Consider the following 17,092-nt stretch of genomic DNA (forward strand, 5'->3'; position numbering starts at 1 on the left):
CTAAAACAGAGGCCACATTTTTAAATAGGGAAATAAAGAATAATAAAACTTATTCTTTATAAATTTTGAAGGGGTTACTGTAAATCCAGCCACAGCACCAATGATAAACGGGGCGACGGCAAATGTAATAATAAATGAGGTAAATACCGGAACATTAAGCCTTATGTGCAACTGTTTTTGCAGTTCAGCCCTCTGCAGCAACAATCGATCATTCTTTTGTTTTATCTCTGTGATTAATTTCATACTGAACGCTCCGTACAAAATCAGTAACTTGTTTACGCGTGTATGGAAAAGCCATACGCTCGCGGTATTTCACAAACAGCCAACGACTACCAATCAATAACAATACCTGCAACATAAAGAACATAAGCAATCCATATCCAATCTGATTGGTGACCGCCACCACCGACCATGAAACAAGCGCAGAAAATGCACACCAGGTTAATAATATGATCGGCATCATTAACAGCCACAACATCATCAACTTAGGCAATGTACGTACAGCAAGCGATGCCTCCGCACGAGCCAAATCAAAAATACCACTCATGACACTTATAAATTGCTCACCCAAACCAATAGTTTGCGCCACATCCGACTCCAGCCGGGAAGCACTCATTAATGATTCATCATCAAGAAGCTTTTCATCGGTATCGGCAGGATTAAATCTCTCACGGGGCGCGAACGCCCCGTGAGAAATTTCACTTCGGCCAGAATGTTTCATGGCAACAAACTCACGAGCGGCGCTGTAACAAGTGTGACACCAACCAGCCTGCAGCAAACGCAACTGCCACAGTTACCATTGGTTTGCCTCTCACCACTTCTTCGGCTTTTTCTTCCAACTCAATTGCGCGCGCTTTTCCCTCATTTAAACGCACTTTGGCATTGGCTGCAGTGGCACTTCCTATTGAACCAACCGCATCATAGATACTGGAAGTTGCTTCTTTAAACTGGGCAATCGCTTCCGACATAGAAATATCATCCAACTTACCATTTTCAGTACTTTTTACAGAAGTATGCGTAGCCATAATTATTACCTCTCATTGATAAAAAAGTAGATACTATTCAGATTATGCATTTCATCAAGATATCGCATTAGCCATCATCAATGACTAGCTATTAACAATCACTAGAGCCGACGACGACCAAATATAAGCGACAGAATAAAAAGCACGAGAAACACAAAGAACAATATCTGTGCAATACCTGTTGCCGCACCTGCAATACCACCAAAACCCAACAATCCAGCTATGATAGCAACCACAAAAAATACTAATGAATAATAAAGCATAATATTCTCCTTTTTTGGTGTTCACATTAATCCCTTCAACGAACATGCCAACTTATTATTTTTATAAAAAACCAACAAACAAAAGGCCGTCATAGAAAAATTAAATATTTTCCATAACAACTCATTGAAAAATATTCAAAATAAAGAAAATATTACACGAAAAATAGAATACAAATTCAAAATAACTTGATTAATTAATTTCATAATTTTTTATTTATCCTTTTAAAGAGCCAATTAATAATTATTTAAAAACCGCCACTCTAAAAATTGGCATGAAATCAGCAATGTTTCTAAATGTGATATTTCTTATCGCATATTTTCAAAACACCTATTTTTCATTTTTCTGAAAAAACGGTTACTTAAAGGAGAAAGTTATGAAAACAACATTATTATCTTTGCGCTCTACGGCAATCTCTTTAAGCACTCTGGCATTAATTGCATCTATGTCGACCTCTGCCAACAACAATACAGAAAAAACGTACCAGGAAAGAACTTACTCAGAAAAAAGAAGTGCTGCAGAGTTTTGGGCCGACTTTAAACAAGACAGCAAACAAACCTGGCAAGACAGCAAAGCGGCATTTAAGGATGGCTGGATTGAGAGCAAGCTGGAAACAGCATTAATCCTCAATGCACATCTCAGCGCCAGCAAAATTGATATTCAAGTAGATAAAGATAGAGCGACGCTCGACGGAGAAGTTCACTCCAATATTGAAAAGGAGCTCGCTGAAAATATTGCCTTGGGTGTCGAAGGTATTGATTCAGTCAGTAACAATCTCAAAGTTGTTGAGAAACCCACCAAAACAGCAGTGTCATCTACCCCTAAAGGTAGAAGTTTTGCGCAATATGTTGCCGACGTCTCGACAACCGCAGCTATCAAGACAGAGCTGCTTGCATCTGAAAATATTAAAGGGCTTTCAATTGATGTAGACACACTTAATGACAAGGTCACGCTTTCCGGACACGTCAGAACCCTGGAAGAGAAGGCGCTGGCACAAGCAATTGCCGCCAAGCATGATAACGTCAAAGGTGTCGTAAATAACCTGCAGGTTAAATCCTGAAAAACCGGTGAAAGCATTGCGTAAAGTTATGGATAGGGGCATTAATTGCCCCCTTCCACTAAAACCAAAAATAACTTTAAATACAGTAGCTTATATTAAATATTTAAAAAAAATATAAAGTTATCCAATAGTTAAGCACTCATTCAGCTACATTTTAGGCTTTATCCATGCCGAGTAATGGTTTAGTCTTACTTTTCAACGAGTCACAAGAGCTTATTAACCACTTGAACACCAAGGTTATAAACCCACCCGAAATTGTCATCCAACCATTAACGTTGGAACCCAGTGATAGCCGTCGCCTTGCCAATCTTAATGGTCTGCTTGGCCAGCATCTGCGACAGATTGAAGACCGCCTCGATATTGAAATACGCAATCGTGGATCTGAATTTCAACTGGTTGGCCCCGCCGATAAAACACGGGCGGCCGCCGAATTGCTCCGCAACCTCTATGAATTTACCGGGCACAGTGAACTCACGCCCGATGAAGTCCATCTCGCCCTGCAAACCTCAGGAATAGAACAACTTATGCAACAACTCGATAACGCCGGGCTTACTGCGATTGATGACGTAGTAACCGATGCTGTCCATGCAGAAAAAGCCAGCGCCGACGAGGGCGGAATCACTCTGATTCGCACCAAAAAATGCACAATCAAACCGCGCGGACTCAACCAACAACGCTATGTGCGCGCCGTACAAAAACACGACATCAATTTCGGCATTGGCCCAGCCGGTACCGGCAAAACCTATCTTGCCGTTGCCTGCGCGGTAGAAGCGCTTCTTAAAAATGAGATTGAACGTATTTTATTGGTGCGCCCTGCTGTAGAGGCAGGTGAAAAACTCGGCTTTTTGCCGGGCGATCTTGCCCAAAAAGTAGACCCTTATTTGCGCCCACTGTATGACGCCCTGTTTGAGATGCTTGGCTTTGATACCGTAGGTAAACTCATGGAACGCGGCGTGATTGAAGTTGCCCCCCTGGCGTTCATGCGCGGCCGTACCCTGAACAATTCATTTGTCATTCTGGATGAGAGCCAAAACACCACCCGTGAGCAGATGAAAATGTTCCTCACGCGTATTGGTTTTGGAACTACTGCCGTCATTACCGGCGACCCAACCCAAATCGACTTGCCACGCGGCATGGCATCAGGGTTGCGCCATGCTATTGAGGTGCTGGATAACGTTAACGGTATCAGCTTTACCCATTTCACGTCCAAAGATGTTGTACGCCACCCTATTGTCCAGCGGATTGTCGAGGCCTATGACGCCTTTGAGCAGAAAAATCCAAAACCGGATGATGCGCGCTAATCATGGGCTACCGCATAGATATCGAAAACAACAGCAAAAGCCAGCAGGTGCCGTCTGCCGCCGAACTGGAACGCTGGATTAGCGCTGCACTGGATAGCCAGAAGCTTGAAGATGCCGAGGTGAGCCTCTATATCGTTGATGAAGAGGAAGGACAAGAATTGAATTGCGAGTATCGCGGCAAAGACTATCCCACCAACGTCTTGTCTTTTCCGGCAGATATACCCGAAGAAGTGGGCGTGCCTTTGTTGGGCGATTTAGTGGTGTGTGCCCCTGTCGTTGAACGCGAAGCGGCTGAGCAGGATAAAACCCTGGCGGCACACTGGGCGCATATGCTGGTGCACGGCAGCCTGCATTTATTGGGCTTTGATCATATTGAGGATGCCGAAGCCGAAGAGATGGAAGCGCTGGAAACTGAAATTATCACCGGGCTGGGCTATCCAGCTCCTTATCAAGAACTTACAGCAGAATAAAAACCTTGGGAATTAGCATCATGTCGGACGACCATCCGAGTAGCAGCACTACTGAAAAACACGAACGCACCGATAAACACGAGCGCGCTGACAAACAAGAACGCTCGTGGTTGGATAAAGTACTCCATGCTTTCAGCGCGGAACCAAAGTCCCGTGATGAACTGTTAGAAATTATCAAAGATGCAGCCGACAACCAGTTACTCGATCAGGAAGCCCTGAGTATTATCGAGGGAGCACTGGATGTATCCTCCCTGCAAGCACGCGAAATTATGGTGCCGCGCTCCCATATCGTCGCTATCCGCCTGGAAGACTCCCCGCAAGAATATCTCCCTCAGTTAATTGAGTCTGGCCACTCGCGCTTTCCGGTGATTGGCGAAAACATTGACGACGTAAAAGGCATCCTGCTGGCAAAAGATTTACTTCCGCTTGCATTGCGCGGTACCGATAACTTCAATCTGGAAACCATTTTGCGCCCGGTCACGATAGTGCCGGAAAGTAAGCGGGTTAACATTTTGCTGCGCGAATTCCGCGAAAACCGCAACCATATGGCGTTAGTGATGGACGAATATGGTGGTATTACTGGCCTGCTGACTATTGAAGATATTCTTGAAGAGATTGTCGGTGAAATTGAAGATGAAACCGACCAGGAAGAAGCAACAGACTTTATCAAACGGGTGAGCGAAAATGATTACATCATCAAGGCGCTTACACCCATCGAAGATTTCAACGAATTTTTCAAAACTGAATTAAGTGATAACGATTTTGATACTATTGGCGGTATCTTAATGCAGGAGTTTGGTCATCTACCCAAGCGCAATGAAGTTGTGCAGGTAGACAATATGCAATTCCGTGTACTCTATGCCGACAACCGCCAAGTACATTTGTTGCGAATGACCATACTGCCTGAATAACTTCTCTGGCAATGAATTGCATTCAGCCGTAACAGAAAATCCCGCCATCAGGCGGGATTTTTTTAAGCCTACAACCAACCGATAATAATACTATGCACCAAAAAATACTGCGCCTGTCACCGCCCCTCACATTGTTAATCGCGCTAATCAGCGGCGCATCAATAACACTTAGCTTCGCCCCATTTAACATTTGGCCAGTTGCCATTGTTGGCCTGGTTGCACTGGCGCTTTTACTGAAAGAGCAATCGATAAAAACAATTCTGCTCCGCAGTTTTGTATTTGGTGTGGGATTTTATTCAGCCGGAATCCATTGGATTTATGTAAGCATCCATAATTTTGGTGGAGCATCTCCGCTGTTTGCAGGTTTTTTGGTATTGATTTTTGCCTGTTTTATGGCGTTGGTTTTTAGTATTCCTTTTTATGTTTTTGGTCGCTGGTTTAGCCATTCCCGTTTTTCGCTGATCATCGCCCTACCCGCTTTGTGGCTGCTAGGAGAATGGATGCGAACCTGGCTTTTAACCGGTTTTCCCTGGTTATATTTGGGTTACGCACATTTGGATAGTTTTCTTGCCGGATGGGCTCCGCTAGCCGGTGTTATGGGGATCAGTTTTATTACGATGTTGACCGCCGGACTTATTGCTGAATGGATATGGCACTACAAAAACGAATCGGCCAATAAAACATTACTCGTTATTGCAACGGGTTGCGGTGTATTGCTGTGGGGCTGTGGGGCGATCTTTAAAACCATCACCTGGGCAGTGCCAGATGCAACGCCTATAAAAATTGGTATAGTGCAACCCAATGTTGATCAAAGCACCAAGCTCAGTTTTGATGAAAACTCGACCATCACTGCACTCAACCAATTGCGTGACCTCAGCAGCGACTTATGGAACAACGACTGGGTTGTATGGCCAGAGGCAGCAATCCCGACAACTCTCACTTATCAAGAGGCTCTGCCGTTCCTCGAAGAGATGAATAGCAAAGCAGCGGAACACGATGCAGCACTATTTACCGGCGTTATTTTTGCTGACCATAAAGAGCGCAAATACTACAACTCTATTGCGGGTCTTGGGCAAGGCTACGGCTTTTACCACAAACGCCGACTGGTTCCTTTTGGGGAATATGTTCCTCTGGAAAATCAGCTGCGGGGACTCATCGAATTTTTTAATTTACCCACTTCGTTTATTCATTTGGGACCACAGGATCAACATGGATTAATCGCCAAAGGTGTGCGCATTACACCTGCAATCTGCTATGAAATTGTTTACCCGGATTTAATTGCGCACGCCGCCAAAGAAACCCAGGTATTACTCAACGTAAATAATCTGGGCTGGTTTTTGGATTCAATACAGTCAAAGCAATTCATGCAGATGGCGCAAATGCGCGCATTGGAAACGGGCCGCTATCTGGTTTACAGCACCAACAACGGCCCCAGTGCGATTATTGATAATCACGGCAAGATCATCAGCCAAAGCAAGTCATTTACAGCACAAACATTCACCGGCGAAATCCATGCGGTAAAAGACTGGACGCCGTTCATGATTTACGGCAGTGGTCCCCTGGTGATTTTTGCAGCCTTGTTGTTATTAGGCATCAGCATCCCCAGACTGTTACAACAAGAATCCAAACAAGAGCACAAACAAGAAAACATCTAAAGCTTATTTATTATTCTTAAATAGCAAGACATCGCCAGTTGCCGTCACTGCAATCAGTTGATTGTTGACCCAAATTGGCGATGCGACAAATGCCCCCAATGATTTGACCCACTCTACGCTCGCCTGCAACTGGACATTAGGCGAAAACACTTTTTCTGCGCGTAATTTTCCGCTTTCATCGTTAATAATATCGTTTATGTCTGCACGCCCTTCCGATGTTTGGTAATACCATAAAGCAGCTCCTGTTTTTTTATCAAAGCCATAAAGTTCACCCAACATGTTGCCAACAAAAACATAACGTTCGTCAACCAAGAGCGGTTTAGTGTAAGTCCAAAAACGCGTGTCTGCGCGGTACTGCTCACTGCCGCTGCGCTTATCCAATGCCAGCAATAAACCCGTATCCGACGTGGTGACATAAACATGTTCTGTATCCAATGCTGCTTCCGCCAATACCCAACTGGATTGCGCATCGTAACGCCATACAGTAGTGCCATCTGTCTGGCGCAATGCATAGACATAACCATCGCGCGCACCAAGGTAAACATACTGTTCATCCAACGCAGGGGATGCACTAATGCCTTGCATGACAAATCCCGCATCAACACCTGCCTGAAATTGCCACAGCTCCGCTCCGGTATCAGCATCCAATGCATACACTTTACTTCCCCAGGTGCCAAAAAAGAGTTTTCCGTTATGAATGGCCGGTGCCGAGTGGATCATATTATCGGCAGTAAATGACCACACTTCTGTGCCGCTCACAGCATCGAGTGCGTAGAGTTTTTTATCGCTGCTGCCGAAATAAACCTTTCCTTTTTCAACTACAGGGGACGACCATTGAAAATCCCACGGATCAGGTATCGCTCCTGCTTCAGGAACCATCCCATAACTGCCCACAACGGCAAAACGCGCCTCTCCCCCCGTGGCAAAACGCCACAAACGTTTACCGGTCAGCTGATCCAGCGCCTGCAAAAAACCATCGCGGCTCAAAAAGTAGATAACTCCATTAGCAATTGCTGGTGTAGTTGCAATTGCGCCTTCTGCACGATAAATCCACAAAAGTTTTTGCGATAACAAATCAAATGAATAAAGGTTGCCATTTTCTGCTGCGACCAATAGTTGGTTTCCACTCGCGACAGGCGTAGCAACAACAGGAGCACTCAGTGCGTATTTCCAGGCCAAATCCAAATGGATTGGTTGGCCTTTTTCAATTCTGGCCAGATCACTTTCAAAGCCTGTTGTGCGAGATGTAAACACATTGCAGCCGTGGAGCGATGCAACCACCACCATAAAAGCCGTAAACACTAAACACTTTTTCATACGCTTGCCTCTGATCGATTTATTGATCAGAAGCTTAAAAAATGCGGGAGGAAAACAACAATGAAGGAGTTTTAAGAAAGCTTAAGGTGTTGAATCACAAAACACATTCAATACCTCCATACTTAGTGAACAGGCTCAGCCTGCTGCAATTGTTTCATCCAGATTTGAAAACGTGGATTATTGCGCACCGTGTCGTAAGCAGGATCAACATTGCCCCACAGCAATGGTAATTGTTTTGCAGAAAATGCCTGCTCCAAATGCTGCATTGCACGCTCCAGATCACCCGCGGCAATGGCATAACGCGCCCAGGATAATGGCGGGGAATATTGCCCAAGATCAACCTGATCCTGACGCGCCAATAGCCATTGATTCACCGCTAATAAACCACCGGATGCAAACACCGATTGCACTTCCTGTATATCCGGCTCGCTATAACCAGAATCGCGCATCAGCCATAACCAGTGCTCGAAAGACTCACGCTCACGGCCAAGGCGGGCAAAAACACGTTGCGCAGAAATGTGAAAGTATCGATCGCCCGGCTCTGCGCTATCAATGCGCTCCAACTCTTTCAGTGCAAGATCATCACGCCCTTGCATCTGATAAACCCAGACGACTGTCGGCACTGAATAATTCAGCGGATTTAATTGTCGGGATTTATCAACATACCGCAATGATTTCTCAAATTGCGCTTGAGCCAACAACAATTGTGCATATTGCATGGGAGCCGCATCATTGTCGGGAGCGAGCTGCATAGCTTGCAGATAATCACGCTCTGCTGCACTGTAATCATGCGCACACCAAAACAGGATATTGCCGCGCATTACCAACGCATCAGGTTGTTGCGCATGCAATGACAGAGATTTATGCAGTAAACCCAATATTTCCGCACAATGACCAACATCGGTCAGTTTGTCCGGCACCAGATTGATTTTGGCATTCGCCATAGCGGTATAAGCAGGTGCGAAGTCTGGCACCTGCTGCAATAAAGTACGCAACTCCCCAATCGCCAATTTGAACGACTCCGGCGTCCACGTGGCGATATGTTGTTGAGCTGCCTCCCAACGCTGCTGGCTTTCACTATCCAGTTGAGCCGAAGACAACACAGGCGCAACCGATTGACCGGGTAGTTGTGCCGTCTTCCAATACAAATAACCCGCCACTAAGCTCATGAGAGTCAATATCGAGAGAATAAGCAGCCCTATTTTGCGCTGCACTATAGTGGCGAAAGGTCGTTCGGCTCCCATGGTAACCAACGCGGCGCGCTGCTCCGGATCATCTGCAGGCGAATAAACGCCGGCATTGGCGATTAACTGATAACCAACACCAGGAATTGTTTTTATATACTCCGGTGTACGGGAATTATCGCCCAAGGCTTTACGCAGATGGCTTATTGCAACAGCCAAGCTATCGTCATTCACCACCTTGCCCTGCCAAATGGTTTTGATAATCCGGTCTTTACTTAGCACCTCTCCCTGATGGTTAATTAAAAATACCAGCAGTAATACCAACCGGTTTTCCAATTCAACACGGGTGTCACCACGGGACAATACGTTGGTGCGCGTACACACACGCCAATCATTGATTACATATTGTTGAGTGCCCATCAAAGGCTGATGTACAGATTCCGACATGACCTACCCACAAAAAAGATTCACTACAAAAAACCTGGGCGACCTTAATGGCTACCGCCGCGCTTGTCCAGTGTCTGCCCGCCTAACCACAGCCTCATTGGGGCGGTTCATTATTAATCTTTATTAATAATTATTTAAAAGCCTTAATTCACTGATTTTTATAGGATTATCAGTAGAAACTCACACCGAAAAAGCTGTGCAGGCCCCAGTCTATGACATCCAATGATTTGCTGTTTTATAGCGTGCATATTGTGTTGCTAGTGCTAACATTAATTAGCTGTGATGGCAGCCCTCCTGCCGATAAAGAACCTTAAGCGGATGGCTGCTTTTTCACATCTCTTGCCAATACTTCACTGATGTAAGTCAATCACTAGCGAGGCAATAACAAATGCATACACAAAAAAAACTGGGCATGGGTTTTATTCTATTTGGCTTCTTATTAATCGTTGCCATGTATTTTGTCGCTGATGGCGGCGCGTTTGTATTCACCGCCTTGCTTGGGCTGATGGCCGTTTTCTTTGGTGCTTTTCAACTCATGATCATCAATAACGGGCTACCGGCTAAATCAGCGCAGGGAAAAACTGCCCACAAAGCCAAATCCAGAAAAGCTCACTCATGAGTTGGTTGCCGCGGTGAGTCACTGCGGCAGTTAATCGCACCATGCATACCTATAACGCCTCAGCAATACACGCCAGTGGCGGATTTTTTCGGTGGCGATGCAAAAACTAATAAATCCAATAAACAATCACTTCGTACTATTTACAACAAATATTGAAGCTAATGATCGAACTCGTTGTAGCGATATAAATTCAGAAGTCACGATATAAACTCAGGAGTAACTATATGAATATACTGGCCATTTGTGGAAGTCTACGTAAAAAATCCACCAACATGGGATTGCTGCGTTACGCACAAGCCAATGCTCCGACAGGCAGTACCATCACCATCGCTGACCTTTCTGCCATACCTTTTTACAATGCAGATCTCACTGAAAAACCGGTAGCGGTTGTGCAATTATTGCAACAAATACAGACCGCAGACGCCCTGATTTTAGGCTGCCCCGAATACAACTATTCGATTGCTCCTGCCTTAAAGAATGTATTGGACTGGGCATCACGCGAACCAGAAAATGCGCTCCTGAGTGGAAAGCCAGTCGCACTCATGGGCGCTGGAGGTGGCATGGGTACATCGCGCGCGCAATACCATCTACGTCAGGTCTGCGTATGCTTGAATTTACACCCCCTTAACAAACCGGAAGTGTTTGCCAATGCATTCACTAACGCGTTTGATGCCGACGGCAATCTGGTGGATGAAAAAACGCAAGGAAATATCAAAACGCAGCTGGCCGCCCTGATTGAATGGGCAAGCCAATTAAAAAAATAATTCTCCATTGATCTATTTTGTTGTCAATGCAATAACCCAGGACTAAAGAACATGGGGCCAATAACTAGCCCCATGCACATAAACGCCATCACCACAATTACAGCTTATTACGCCAAACCATTGCATCACTGATAAGATAAAAACACGATAAACCCGTTATTTAATAAGCTTTTTTCTGGCGTTATGTGTTTGATGTTCTATCCTCTAGAAGTACCCTCATAGGCTTAAGATTGCACTCGTGCCAAGTAAGGCTTATAGCATCTGGATAGAATAATGACCGATAGCCAGCAAAATAATTATTGCTTAAACCTTATTGAAGTTAATAAAAAGCAACCTGTCATTACCACGCAAGATATTTTTAACCAGCAAGGGGTTTTACTTCTTTCTGAAGGTGCCACGCTGGACGAAAAGCGCTCGCAAATCCTGCTCCAACATAAGCTGATAAAACCTCTAGAACAGTGCGTAGGTATTGCCAATAGTCTTGATGCTCATCAGCTATTTGAATACCTGAATAAATTCGCCAAAAACTTACCGGGTTTGTACGCTGTCACCAACAACGAGAGCTATCAAAAAACCTTGCGGCTAGTATGTCTGTTTTACGAAAAATATCCCCTACTTAAACAAAACCTCACAGTGATGGCACTGCGTGCAAAGCACATTTATTTTCAAGGAATATTTAGCGCATTGGCCGGAGTTGCTATTGCGAAGAAGCTGAACCTCAGTCTGCCAGACATACAAGCCACGTTCATTGCTGGCTTATTTCACGATGTGGGGTTCCTTTATCTAGCTCCGGAATTACGCGAAAAAAGCCATGGGTTTAGCGCCCACGAATGGAAAGCATTGCAGGCACATCCACTTATTACACAACGCTTCATGACGATGGTGCCCGGACTTCCCAAGGAAATTAGCCTGGCTATTATTGATCATCATGAGCGGATTGATGGAACAGGCTATCCACGCCAATTGTTTGGAGACAAAATTTCGATTGTCAGTCAAATTATTGCCGCAACCGACAATATTATTTTTAATCACAGCCGCTATCAGGATTACGGTGTACATGCGCACAGCATGTTGCTCGCCGCACTCAAACTCAGCGATAACATTTATTTTGAATCTGTTTACGATGCCGCCACGGTTTTATTTAAAGAAGCGCCTGCACCAACTGAAAATCTATTAGAACTACCATCTGTAGAGGAACTACTTAACCGGCAACAAAAATTACGCCAGCAATTCACACATGCACGCAGCCTTTCGCAACAATTATTTTCACTCCCGCAAACACCAATCATCCGATCAATTAGCGCTGTTATGGGCAGACTTGCTATTTCTGTAGTGCGCAGTGGCATACTGCAACCAGAACAGGAAGAATGGCTATCAAATTTGCGCAACCGCAGTCCGCAAGAGCAAGATAATAACGAAGGCTGGTCGCTCATTGAAATCAGCGTAATGCAAGATCAAATTCACGACCAACTGGTTCATCTTAAAAACTTGATGGAACGTGCCGTTGAAAATATTTCCCATGAGCAAACGGCATTTAGCCAATGCACCGCCCTGCTCCATCAGATTGACTTGCAAGATACTGCGCTCGTCCAGTGATAAATCCTTTATAATCCCTTTTGCATAAATTGAAATAAGGGGATTACCTTGAACTACGATGCCAACGCCAATAACTCCGAACAAGAGCACACCGCTTTCATTGAATGGCTAACCAACACCACAGTGACTGATCTACAGGACGCGCGTGGCGATGAAAATGCAATTCATGCCGCTGTGCGGCAATACGTCAAGCGCGCACTGGATGCCAACCTGCCGTTTGAGGAAATCGAAGAAGTTCTTGGTATTAACGAACCTTGCATTATGGATCTGGCAACGCTTTCAGAAGAGGATGAAGAGGCTGTGGTCGATGCCTTTGAAGACCTGTGCAACAGCTAATCCCCGCAGGGCCGGTAATCGGCTATAGTTAACAAATTCCTATAGCCATCCCTCACGCAACCCAATGATGTTTGCCTTGTACCGCCGCCATTTATTTATTGCAGGAGCAAGCTTATGAATCCTTATCATCAAAGTGTAATTTTAATTGGCATGCCCGGAGCAGGAAAAAGCACACTGGGTTTGTTGTTGGCCAAGAGCCTGGCTAAAGATTTTGTCGATACTGATCTACTGATCCAACTGGAACATCGTAAAACCCTGCAGGATATACTCAACGAGCAAGGCCATCTCGCGCTGCGCGAAGCAGAAGAGAAAGTGCTACTCACCGCTCAATATCCCAACCATATTATTGCGACAGGTGGCAGCGCTGTTTATAGCAGCGCCGCAATGCAACACTTAAAACACTTCGGGCCAATTATTTTTTTAGATACGCCACTGAATATACTGGAAGACCGTATCCATAATATGGATACCCGCGGTATAGCTCGCCCAGCAAACCAATCATTTGCAGACGTGTATGCCGAACGTCGCCCACTCTACTTAAAGTACGCAGACATAGTGATTGATTGCCACAATAAAAGTCTTGAGCAATTGATCGATGAAGTAATTTACGAAGAAGCCGAAGCCTTTATTCAATACGAAGCCTAAGACATTATGGAACCTACCAGTACAACCGCTGCAAGTGAAGATACCCTACTCAATGCCATAGAGGCGCGCGTATTAGGCTCGCTAATGGAAAAACAACTGACAACACCGGATCAATACCCTTTAACACTCAATAGCCTGGTGCTGGCTTGCAACCAAAAAACCAGCCGCGAACCGGTCAGCAACTACGACAATGGCACCGTTCAACGCTGTGTAAGTGAATTACAAGATCGTCAATTCATTACGGTAGATTATGGAACCCGCGCCGCACGCTATGACCAGCGCCTGACACGCGTACTCAGTGTCGATAAAGCAACTCAAGCGATACTCACCGTTTTACTCTTACGTGGTGCACAAACGGCATCTGAAATTTTAACACGCACGCAACGCATGTTTGAGTTTGATTCGCCACGGGCATTAGAAGAAAAATTGCAGCAGCTTTGTGCCAAAACGAAACCACTAGTTATTCACATCCCACGGCAAGCTGGTCAACGCGAAGACCGCTACACCCACTTGCTCTGCGGGCAACCGGACTTAAGTGCAATTGCAGCGCAAGCGGCCAGCAAATCTACCAGCAGTGACTCACGCGTAGAATTGGAAGAAAAAATTCATACTCTGGAACAGCGTATTGAAGTACTTGAAAAACAAGTCGCCGAGCTGCTCGAATTAAATGGCAGTAGCGATACTGCAATCTAAACGCAATCATGACTACACCGATCATCCTGGTATACGACAAAGAATGCCCTGCCTGCGATAACTATTGCCAGGTGGTGCGTATTCGTGAAGATGTTGGCGAATTAATACTGTTGGATGCACGCGAGCCCAGTGCGGTGATGGATGAAATTACCGCATTAGGCTGGGACATTGACCAAGGCATGGTTTTGAAAATGGGCAGCCAACTTTATTATGGTTCTGATGCAATTCATGCGTTGGCGTTGATCAGTAGCCGCTCCGGTTTTTTTAACCGGATGAATTATTGGTTATTCAAATCAAAATTTTTGTCGCATATTTTTTATCCGGTTTTACGCCTCCTGCGTAACCTGCTACTGAAATTGTTGGGCAAAAGCAAAATCAATAATTTACATCTCAGCAACAATAGCCATTTCTAATGGCTATTAATTGTTCACTTTTAAATCTTTCACTTTTTATATTTCTCTCTCGCTTCTCGCTTGCACCATTTTGGAATATCTGCACCACAATAAATTGCTTAAATGCACCATTTTTGCCCTCAATTATCAGCTGAAACCTGCATAAACAGTGCTCCCCCGAGCTGGCACACATTCTGCGTGGCACCTATTACAACAATTAAAAGCAATATCCCACTATTACAAACTCTGGAAACAGGTGAAGAAAAGTTATGCATTTATACAGCGATTTAATGCAATTATCGCCCGCAGAGCGCGGCTGGTTGAAATGGTCCGGCAAAACAGGAAAACTGGCTATGGGCTGGGCATGTTGGTTGAATAACAAGCGCTATCCAATCATGGAACAAACCTTTGAAAGTATCGCCAATACCCGCATTAAACTGCTGCAGCAATGGGTAAAACGGCAGTGGGCACAATTGGAATCCTGCCGCAGCCAGTTACAACTATTAGATGACTCGGCGGAAACCATTTTGCGCAAAGCCTGGCAAGCCATGGGCGATTGCACAGAATTATTTTTAATTGATGAACAAGGCGTGGTTATTTCATCAACTTACCATCAGCGGATAGGAAAACAGGATCTAAACTCCCGCGCAGTGTCTGCAGGTTTATCTGCACCCTTTTTACATGGCCCTTATCAAGACCAACAAACGCTGGCGATAGGAAAACGCAGCTCTGCTTTTCATGATCAAGTGACCTTGATGTTTTATTTGCCAATTGAATTAACAGCGAGCGACAAGGGTTGTCTGTGCGCGCGAATTCCGAATGATGTGCTTGGTGATTTAATCCAACGCGAGGCCGGGCATATTTTCAGTGAGTCCGGTGATAATTATTTATTTATGGTGAAATCGGTTTTTGATCCCGCCATTAAAAATGGCACCGCCCTGTCCCGCTCGCGTTTTGAAGACGATACATTTACCCATGGGGAAAATTTAAAATCCGGAGTCAATACTGATTGGGGCGTAGTAAAAATACGGCAGCACACTGAATTTGAAATTCGTTTTACCGACCCCGCCACACAGGATTTACACCCGGGCGTGCGCGAAACTATTCGCAAAGGCAATAATTTATTTGTCACCTATCCAGGCTATTCGGATTACCGCCATATTCCTGTTGTTGGTAAAGGAGTGACTTTTCATTTACCCGGATCGTTAGACACATGGGGAATGATGTGTGAAGCAGATCTGGAAGAAGTGTATCGCCACCGCTCACTCACATTTAAATTTATGAATATTTATGCGGCCTGCGTAGGCAGTGCATTTTTATTGAATGCAGGGCTTCATACATTTACGGCATGGTCACATCTTGTAATTAACCTGCTGACGTTGTTCGCGCTGGTTATTGGCGGCGTTATTTTCCAACAACGCGCACCGCGGCGTTTAGCGCGACGCCTTGGGAAAATGACCGAAGTAATCCACACTATTGCCGAGGGCGGTGGCAATTTACAACAGCGATTGGATACGCGAAAACTTGCCAATGATGAAACCGGCGATCTAGGAAAATGGACAAACAGTTTTATCGATAACCTTGATCATATCGTCGGTGAAGTTATCCGAGCCGCTGACGAAGTAATGAAAAATAGCGATAGCTTGTTAAAGCGCAACACCGAGGCAAACCAATCGTCTCACCATGTATCTAACTCAATGGAAAAAATGCTGGAGCTGATGCACAACCAATTGCAGGAAATCAGTAATGCCTCGGGCACAGCCAGCGATATGAAAAAAATAATGGAAGCCGTTGTAGAACAAGCGCGCAGCCAATTTGAATCTGTGCGCACCGGCACACAAAGTATCCGCGATGTCGTGGATACCTCGGCACGCACCATTCATACGCTGAATAACCGCACACTGGAAATTGGCAATATGGTGTCGCAAATCAGTGATATTACCAGCCAAACCAATTTATTGGCTCTGAACGCCGCTATTGAGGCAGCACGTGCAGGTGAATACGGGCGCGGGTTTTCTGTAGTCGCAGAAGAAGTGCGTAATCTCGCCAGCAGGACAGCGGTTGTCGCGCAGGAAATTGGGGAAAAAATTGAAAAAATTCGCCAGGAATCACAATCTGCTGCAGATTATATGGAAGCAAGCGTTGCCGACGTTGACCGCGGTTTGCGCCTGGCAGAAGAAGCCTCAACTGACAACTCGCAGCTGCATCACATTGTAGAACGCATGTTCAACATCATTCATCATATTGACAGTAATAGCCAACAGCATGGGCATCATGTACGCGAAGTTGCAAGCGCAAGCCAGACCATGAACAAAGTCGTTCGTGCATTGCACACCAGCTCAGACAGGTTAAAAAATACGGCCACCAAGCTTCATCAATTAGCGGGAGTTTTTCAGGTAACAGCGCGCTAGTTTTT

General features: G+C 45.2%; 19 protein-coding genes. 13 read left to right on the plus strand and 6 right to left on the minus strand.

The window, feature by feature from the left end; translation table 11 throughout:
* The 4 genes from B2739_RS00115 to B2739_RS00130 all read right to left on the minus strand — a co-directional run bounded on the left by B2739_RS00115 (position 1) and on the right by B2739_RS00130 (position 1,288).
* Positions 1–243, minus strand: a complete 243-nt coding sequence (locus B2739_RS00115) for a hypothetical protein (protein WP_331343848.1) — start codon at positions 241–243, stop codon at positions 1–3.
* Positions 209–721: a hypothetical protein gene (locus B2739_RS00120; protein ID WP_331343849.1), complete on the minus strand. Its 513-nt coding sequence runs from the start codon at positions 719–721 to the stop codon at positions 209–211. Before B2739_RS00120 ends, B2739_RS00115 begins: the two co-directional genes overlap by 35 nt.
* Positions 722–731: 10 nt before the next feature.
* Positions 732–1,025, minus strand: a complete 294-nt coding sequence (locus B2739_RS00125) for a hypothetical protein (protein WP_331343850.1) — start codon at positions 1,023–1,025, stop codon at positions 732–734.
* 101 nt (positions 1,026–1,126) lie between these two features.
* Positions 1,127–1,288 carry a DUF1328 domain-containing protein gene (locus B2739_RS00130; RefSeq protein WP_331343851.1) on the minus strand — a complete coding sequence of 54 codons (162 nt, stop codon included), beginning with the start codon at positions 1,286–1,288 and terminating at the stop codon, positions 1,127–1,129.
* A gap of 374 nt (positions 1,289–1,662) precedes the next feature.
* Between B2739_RS00130 and B2739_RS00135 the strand changes: the two genes are divergently transcribed.
* The 5 genes from B2739_RS00135 to lnt all read left to right on the plus strand — a co-directional run bounded on the left by B2739_RS00135 (position 1,663) and on the right by lnt (position 6,683).
* Positions 1,663–2,346, plus strand: coding sequence for a BON domain-containing protein (locus B2739_RS00135; RefSeq protein ID WP_331343852.1), 684 nt, complete (start codon positions 1,663–1,665; stop codon positions 2,344–2,346).
* Positions 2,347–2,570: 224 nt separating this feature from the next.
* A complete protein-coding gene (locus tag B2739_RS00140; protein WP_331343853.1) occupies positions 2,571–3,647 on the plus strand; it encodes a PhoH family protein in 1,077 nt (358 codons plus the stop codon).
* A gap of 2 nt (positions 3,648–3,649) precedes the next feature.
* Positions 3,650–4,117 carry an rRNA maturation RNase YbeY gene (gene ybeY / locus B2739_RS00145; RefSeq protein WP_331343854.1) on the plus strand — a complete coding sequence of 156 codons (468 nt, stop codon included), beginning with the start codon at positions 3,650–3,652 and terminating at the stop codon, positions 4,115–4,117.
* A 20-nt stretch (positions 4,118–4,137) separates the two neighbouring features.
* Positions 4,138–5,028: an HlyC/CorC family transporter gene (locus B2739_RS00150; RefSeq protein ID WP_331343855.1), complete on the plus strand. Its 891-nt coding sequence runs from the start codon at positions 4,138–4,140 to the stop codon at positions 5,026–5,028.
* A 92-nt stretch (positions 5,029–5,120) separates the two neighbouring features.
* Entirely contained in the window at positions 5,121–6,683 is a 1,563-nt protein-coding gene (lnt, locus tag B2739_RS00155; protein ID WP_331343856.1) for an apolipoprotein N-acyltransferase, read from the plus strand.
* A 3-nt stretch (positions 6,684–6,686) separates the two neighbouring features.
* On the opposite strand, the gene B2739_RS00160 is transcribed toward lnt, so the two are convergent.
* Both B2739_RS00160 and B2739_RS00165 read right to left on the minus strand, forming a co-directional pair.
* The gene (locus B2739_RS00160) at positions 6,687–8,000 is read right to left on the minus strand and encodes a PQQ-binding-like beta-propeller repeat protein (protein WP_331343857.1); all 1,314 of its coding nucleotides are present in this window, start codon (positions 7,998–8,000) and stop codon (positions 6,687–6,689) included.
* A 122-nt stretch (positions 8,001–8,122) separates the two neighbouring features.
* Positions 8,123–9,631, minus strand: coding sequence for a winged helix-turn-helix domain-containing protein (locus B2739_RS00165; RefSeq protein ID WP_331343858.1), 1,509 nt, complete (start codon positions 9,629–9,631; stop codon positions 8,123–8,125).
* Positions 9,632–10,019: 388 nt separating this feature from the next.
* Here B2739_RS00165 and B2739_RS00170 point away from each other — a divergent pair, with 388 nt between their 5' ends.
* The 8 genes from B2739_RS00170 (at position 10,020) to B2739_RS00205 (ending at position 17,087) form a co-directional block, all read left to right on the plus strand.
* Positions 10,020–10,250 carry a hypothetical protein gene (locus tag B2739_RS00170; protein WP_331343859.1) on the plus strand — a complete coding sequence of 77 codons (231 nt, stop codon included), beginning with the start codon at positions 10,020–10,022 and terminating at the stop codon, positions 10,248–10,250.
* A 224-nt stretch (positions 10,251–10,474) separates the two neighbouring features.
* Positions 10,475–11,014 (plus strand): NADPH-dependent FMN reductase, encoded by a 540-nt coding sequence (locus B2739_RS00175; RefSeq protein WP_331343860.1) that lies wholly within the window; start codon positions 10,475–10,477, stop codon positions 11,012–11,014.
* Between the two features lie 273 nt (positions 11,015–11,287).
* Positions 11,288–12,610: an HD-GYP domain-containing protein gene (locus B2739_RS00180; RefSeq protein WP_331343861.1), complete on the plus strand. Its 1,323-nt coding sequence runs from the start codon at positions 11,288–11,290 to the stop codon at positions 12,608–12,610.
* Between the two features lie 48 nt (positions 12,611–12,658).
* A complete protein-coding gene (locus B2739_RS00185) occupies positions 12,659–12,946 on the plus strand; it encodes a hypothetical protein (protein ID WP_331343862.1) in 288 nt (95 codons plus the stop codon).
* A gap of 114 nt (positions 12,947–13,060) precedes the next feature.
* The gene (locus tag B2739_RS00190; RefSeq protein ID WP_331343863.1) at positions 13,061–13,591 is read left to right on the plus strand and encodes a shikimate kinase; all 531 of its coding nucleotides are present in this window, start codon (positions 13,061–13,063) and stop codon (positions 13,589–13,591) included.
* A 6-nt stretch (positions 13,592–13,597) separates the two neighbouring features.
* On the plus strand, positions 13,598–14,284 hold the full coding sequence (locus B2739_RS00195) for a YceH family protein (RefSeq protein ID WP_331343864.1): 687 nt from the start codon (positions 13,598–13,600) through the stop codon (positions 14,282–14,284).
* A gap of 8 nt (positions 14,285–14,292) precedes the next feature.
* Complete coding sequence (locus B2739_RS00200; protein WP_331343865.1) at positions 14,293–14,697, plus strand: DCC1-like thiol-disulfide oxidoreductase family protein; 405 nt, start codon at positions 14,293–14,295, stop codon at positions 14,695–14,697.
* A gap of 248 nt (positions 14,698–14,945) precedes the next feature.
* The gene (locus B2739_RS00205) at positions 14,946–17,087 is read left to right on the plus strand and encodes a methyl-accepting chemotaxis protein (protein WP_331343866.1); all 2,142 of its coding nucleotides are present in this window, start codon (positions 14,946–14,948) and stop codon (positions 17,085–17,087) included.
* Positions 17,088–17,092: the final 5 nt, after the last annotated feature.

The sequence above is a fragment of the Cellvibrio sp. UBA7661 genome (assembly GCA_002483365.1).
Taxonomy (GTDB): Bacteria; Pseudomonadota; Gammaproteobacteria; order Pseudomonadales; family Cellvibrionaceae; genus Cellvibrio.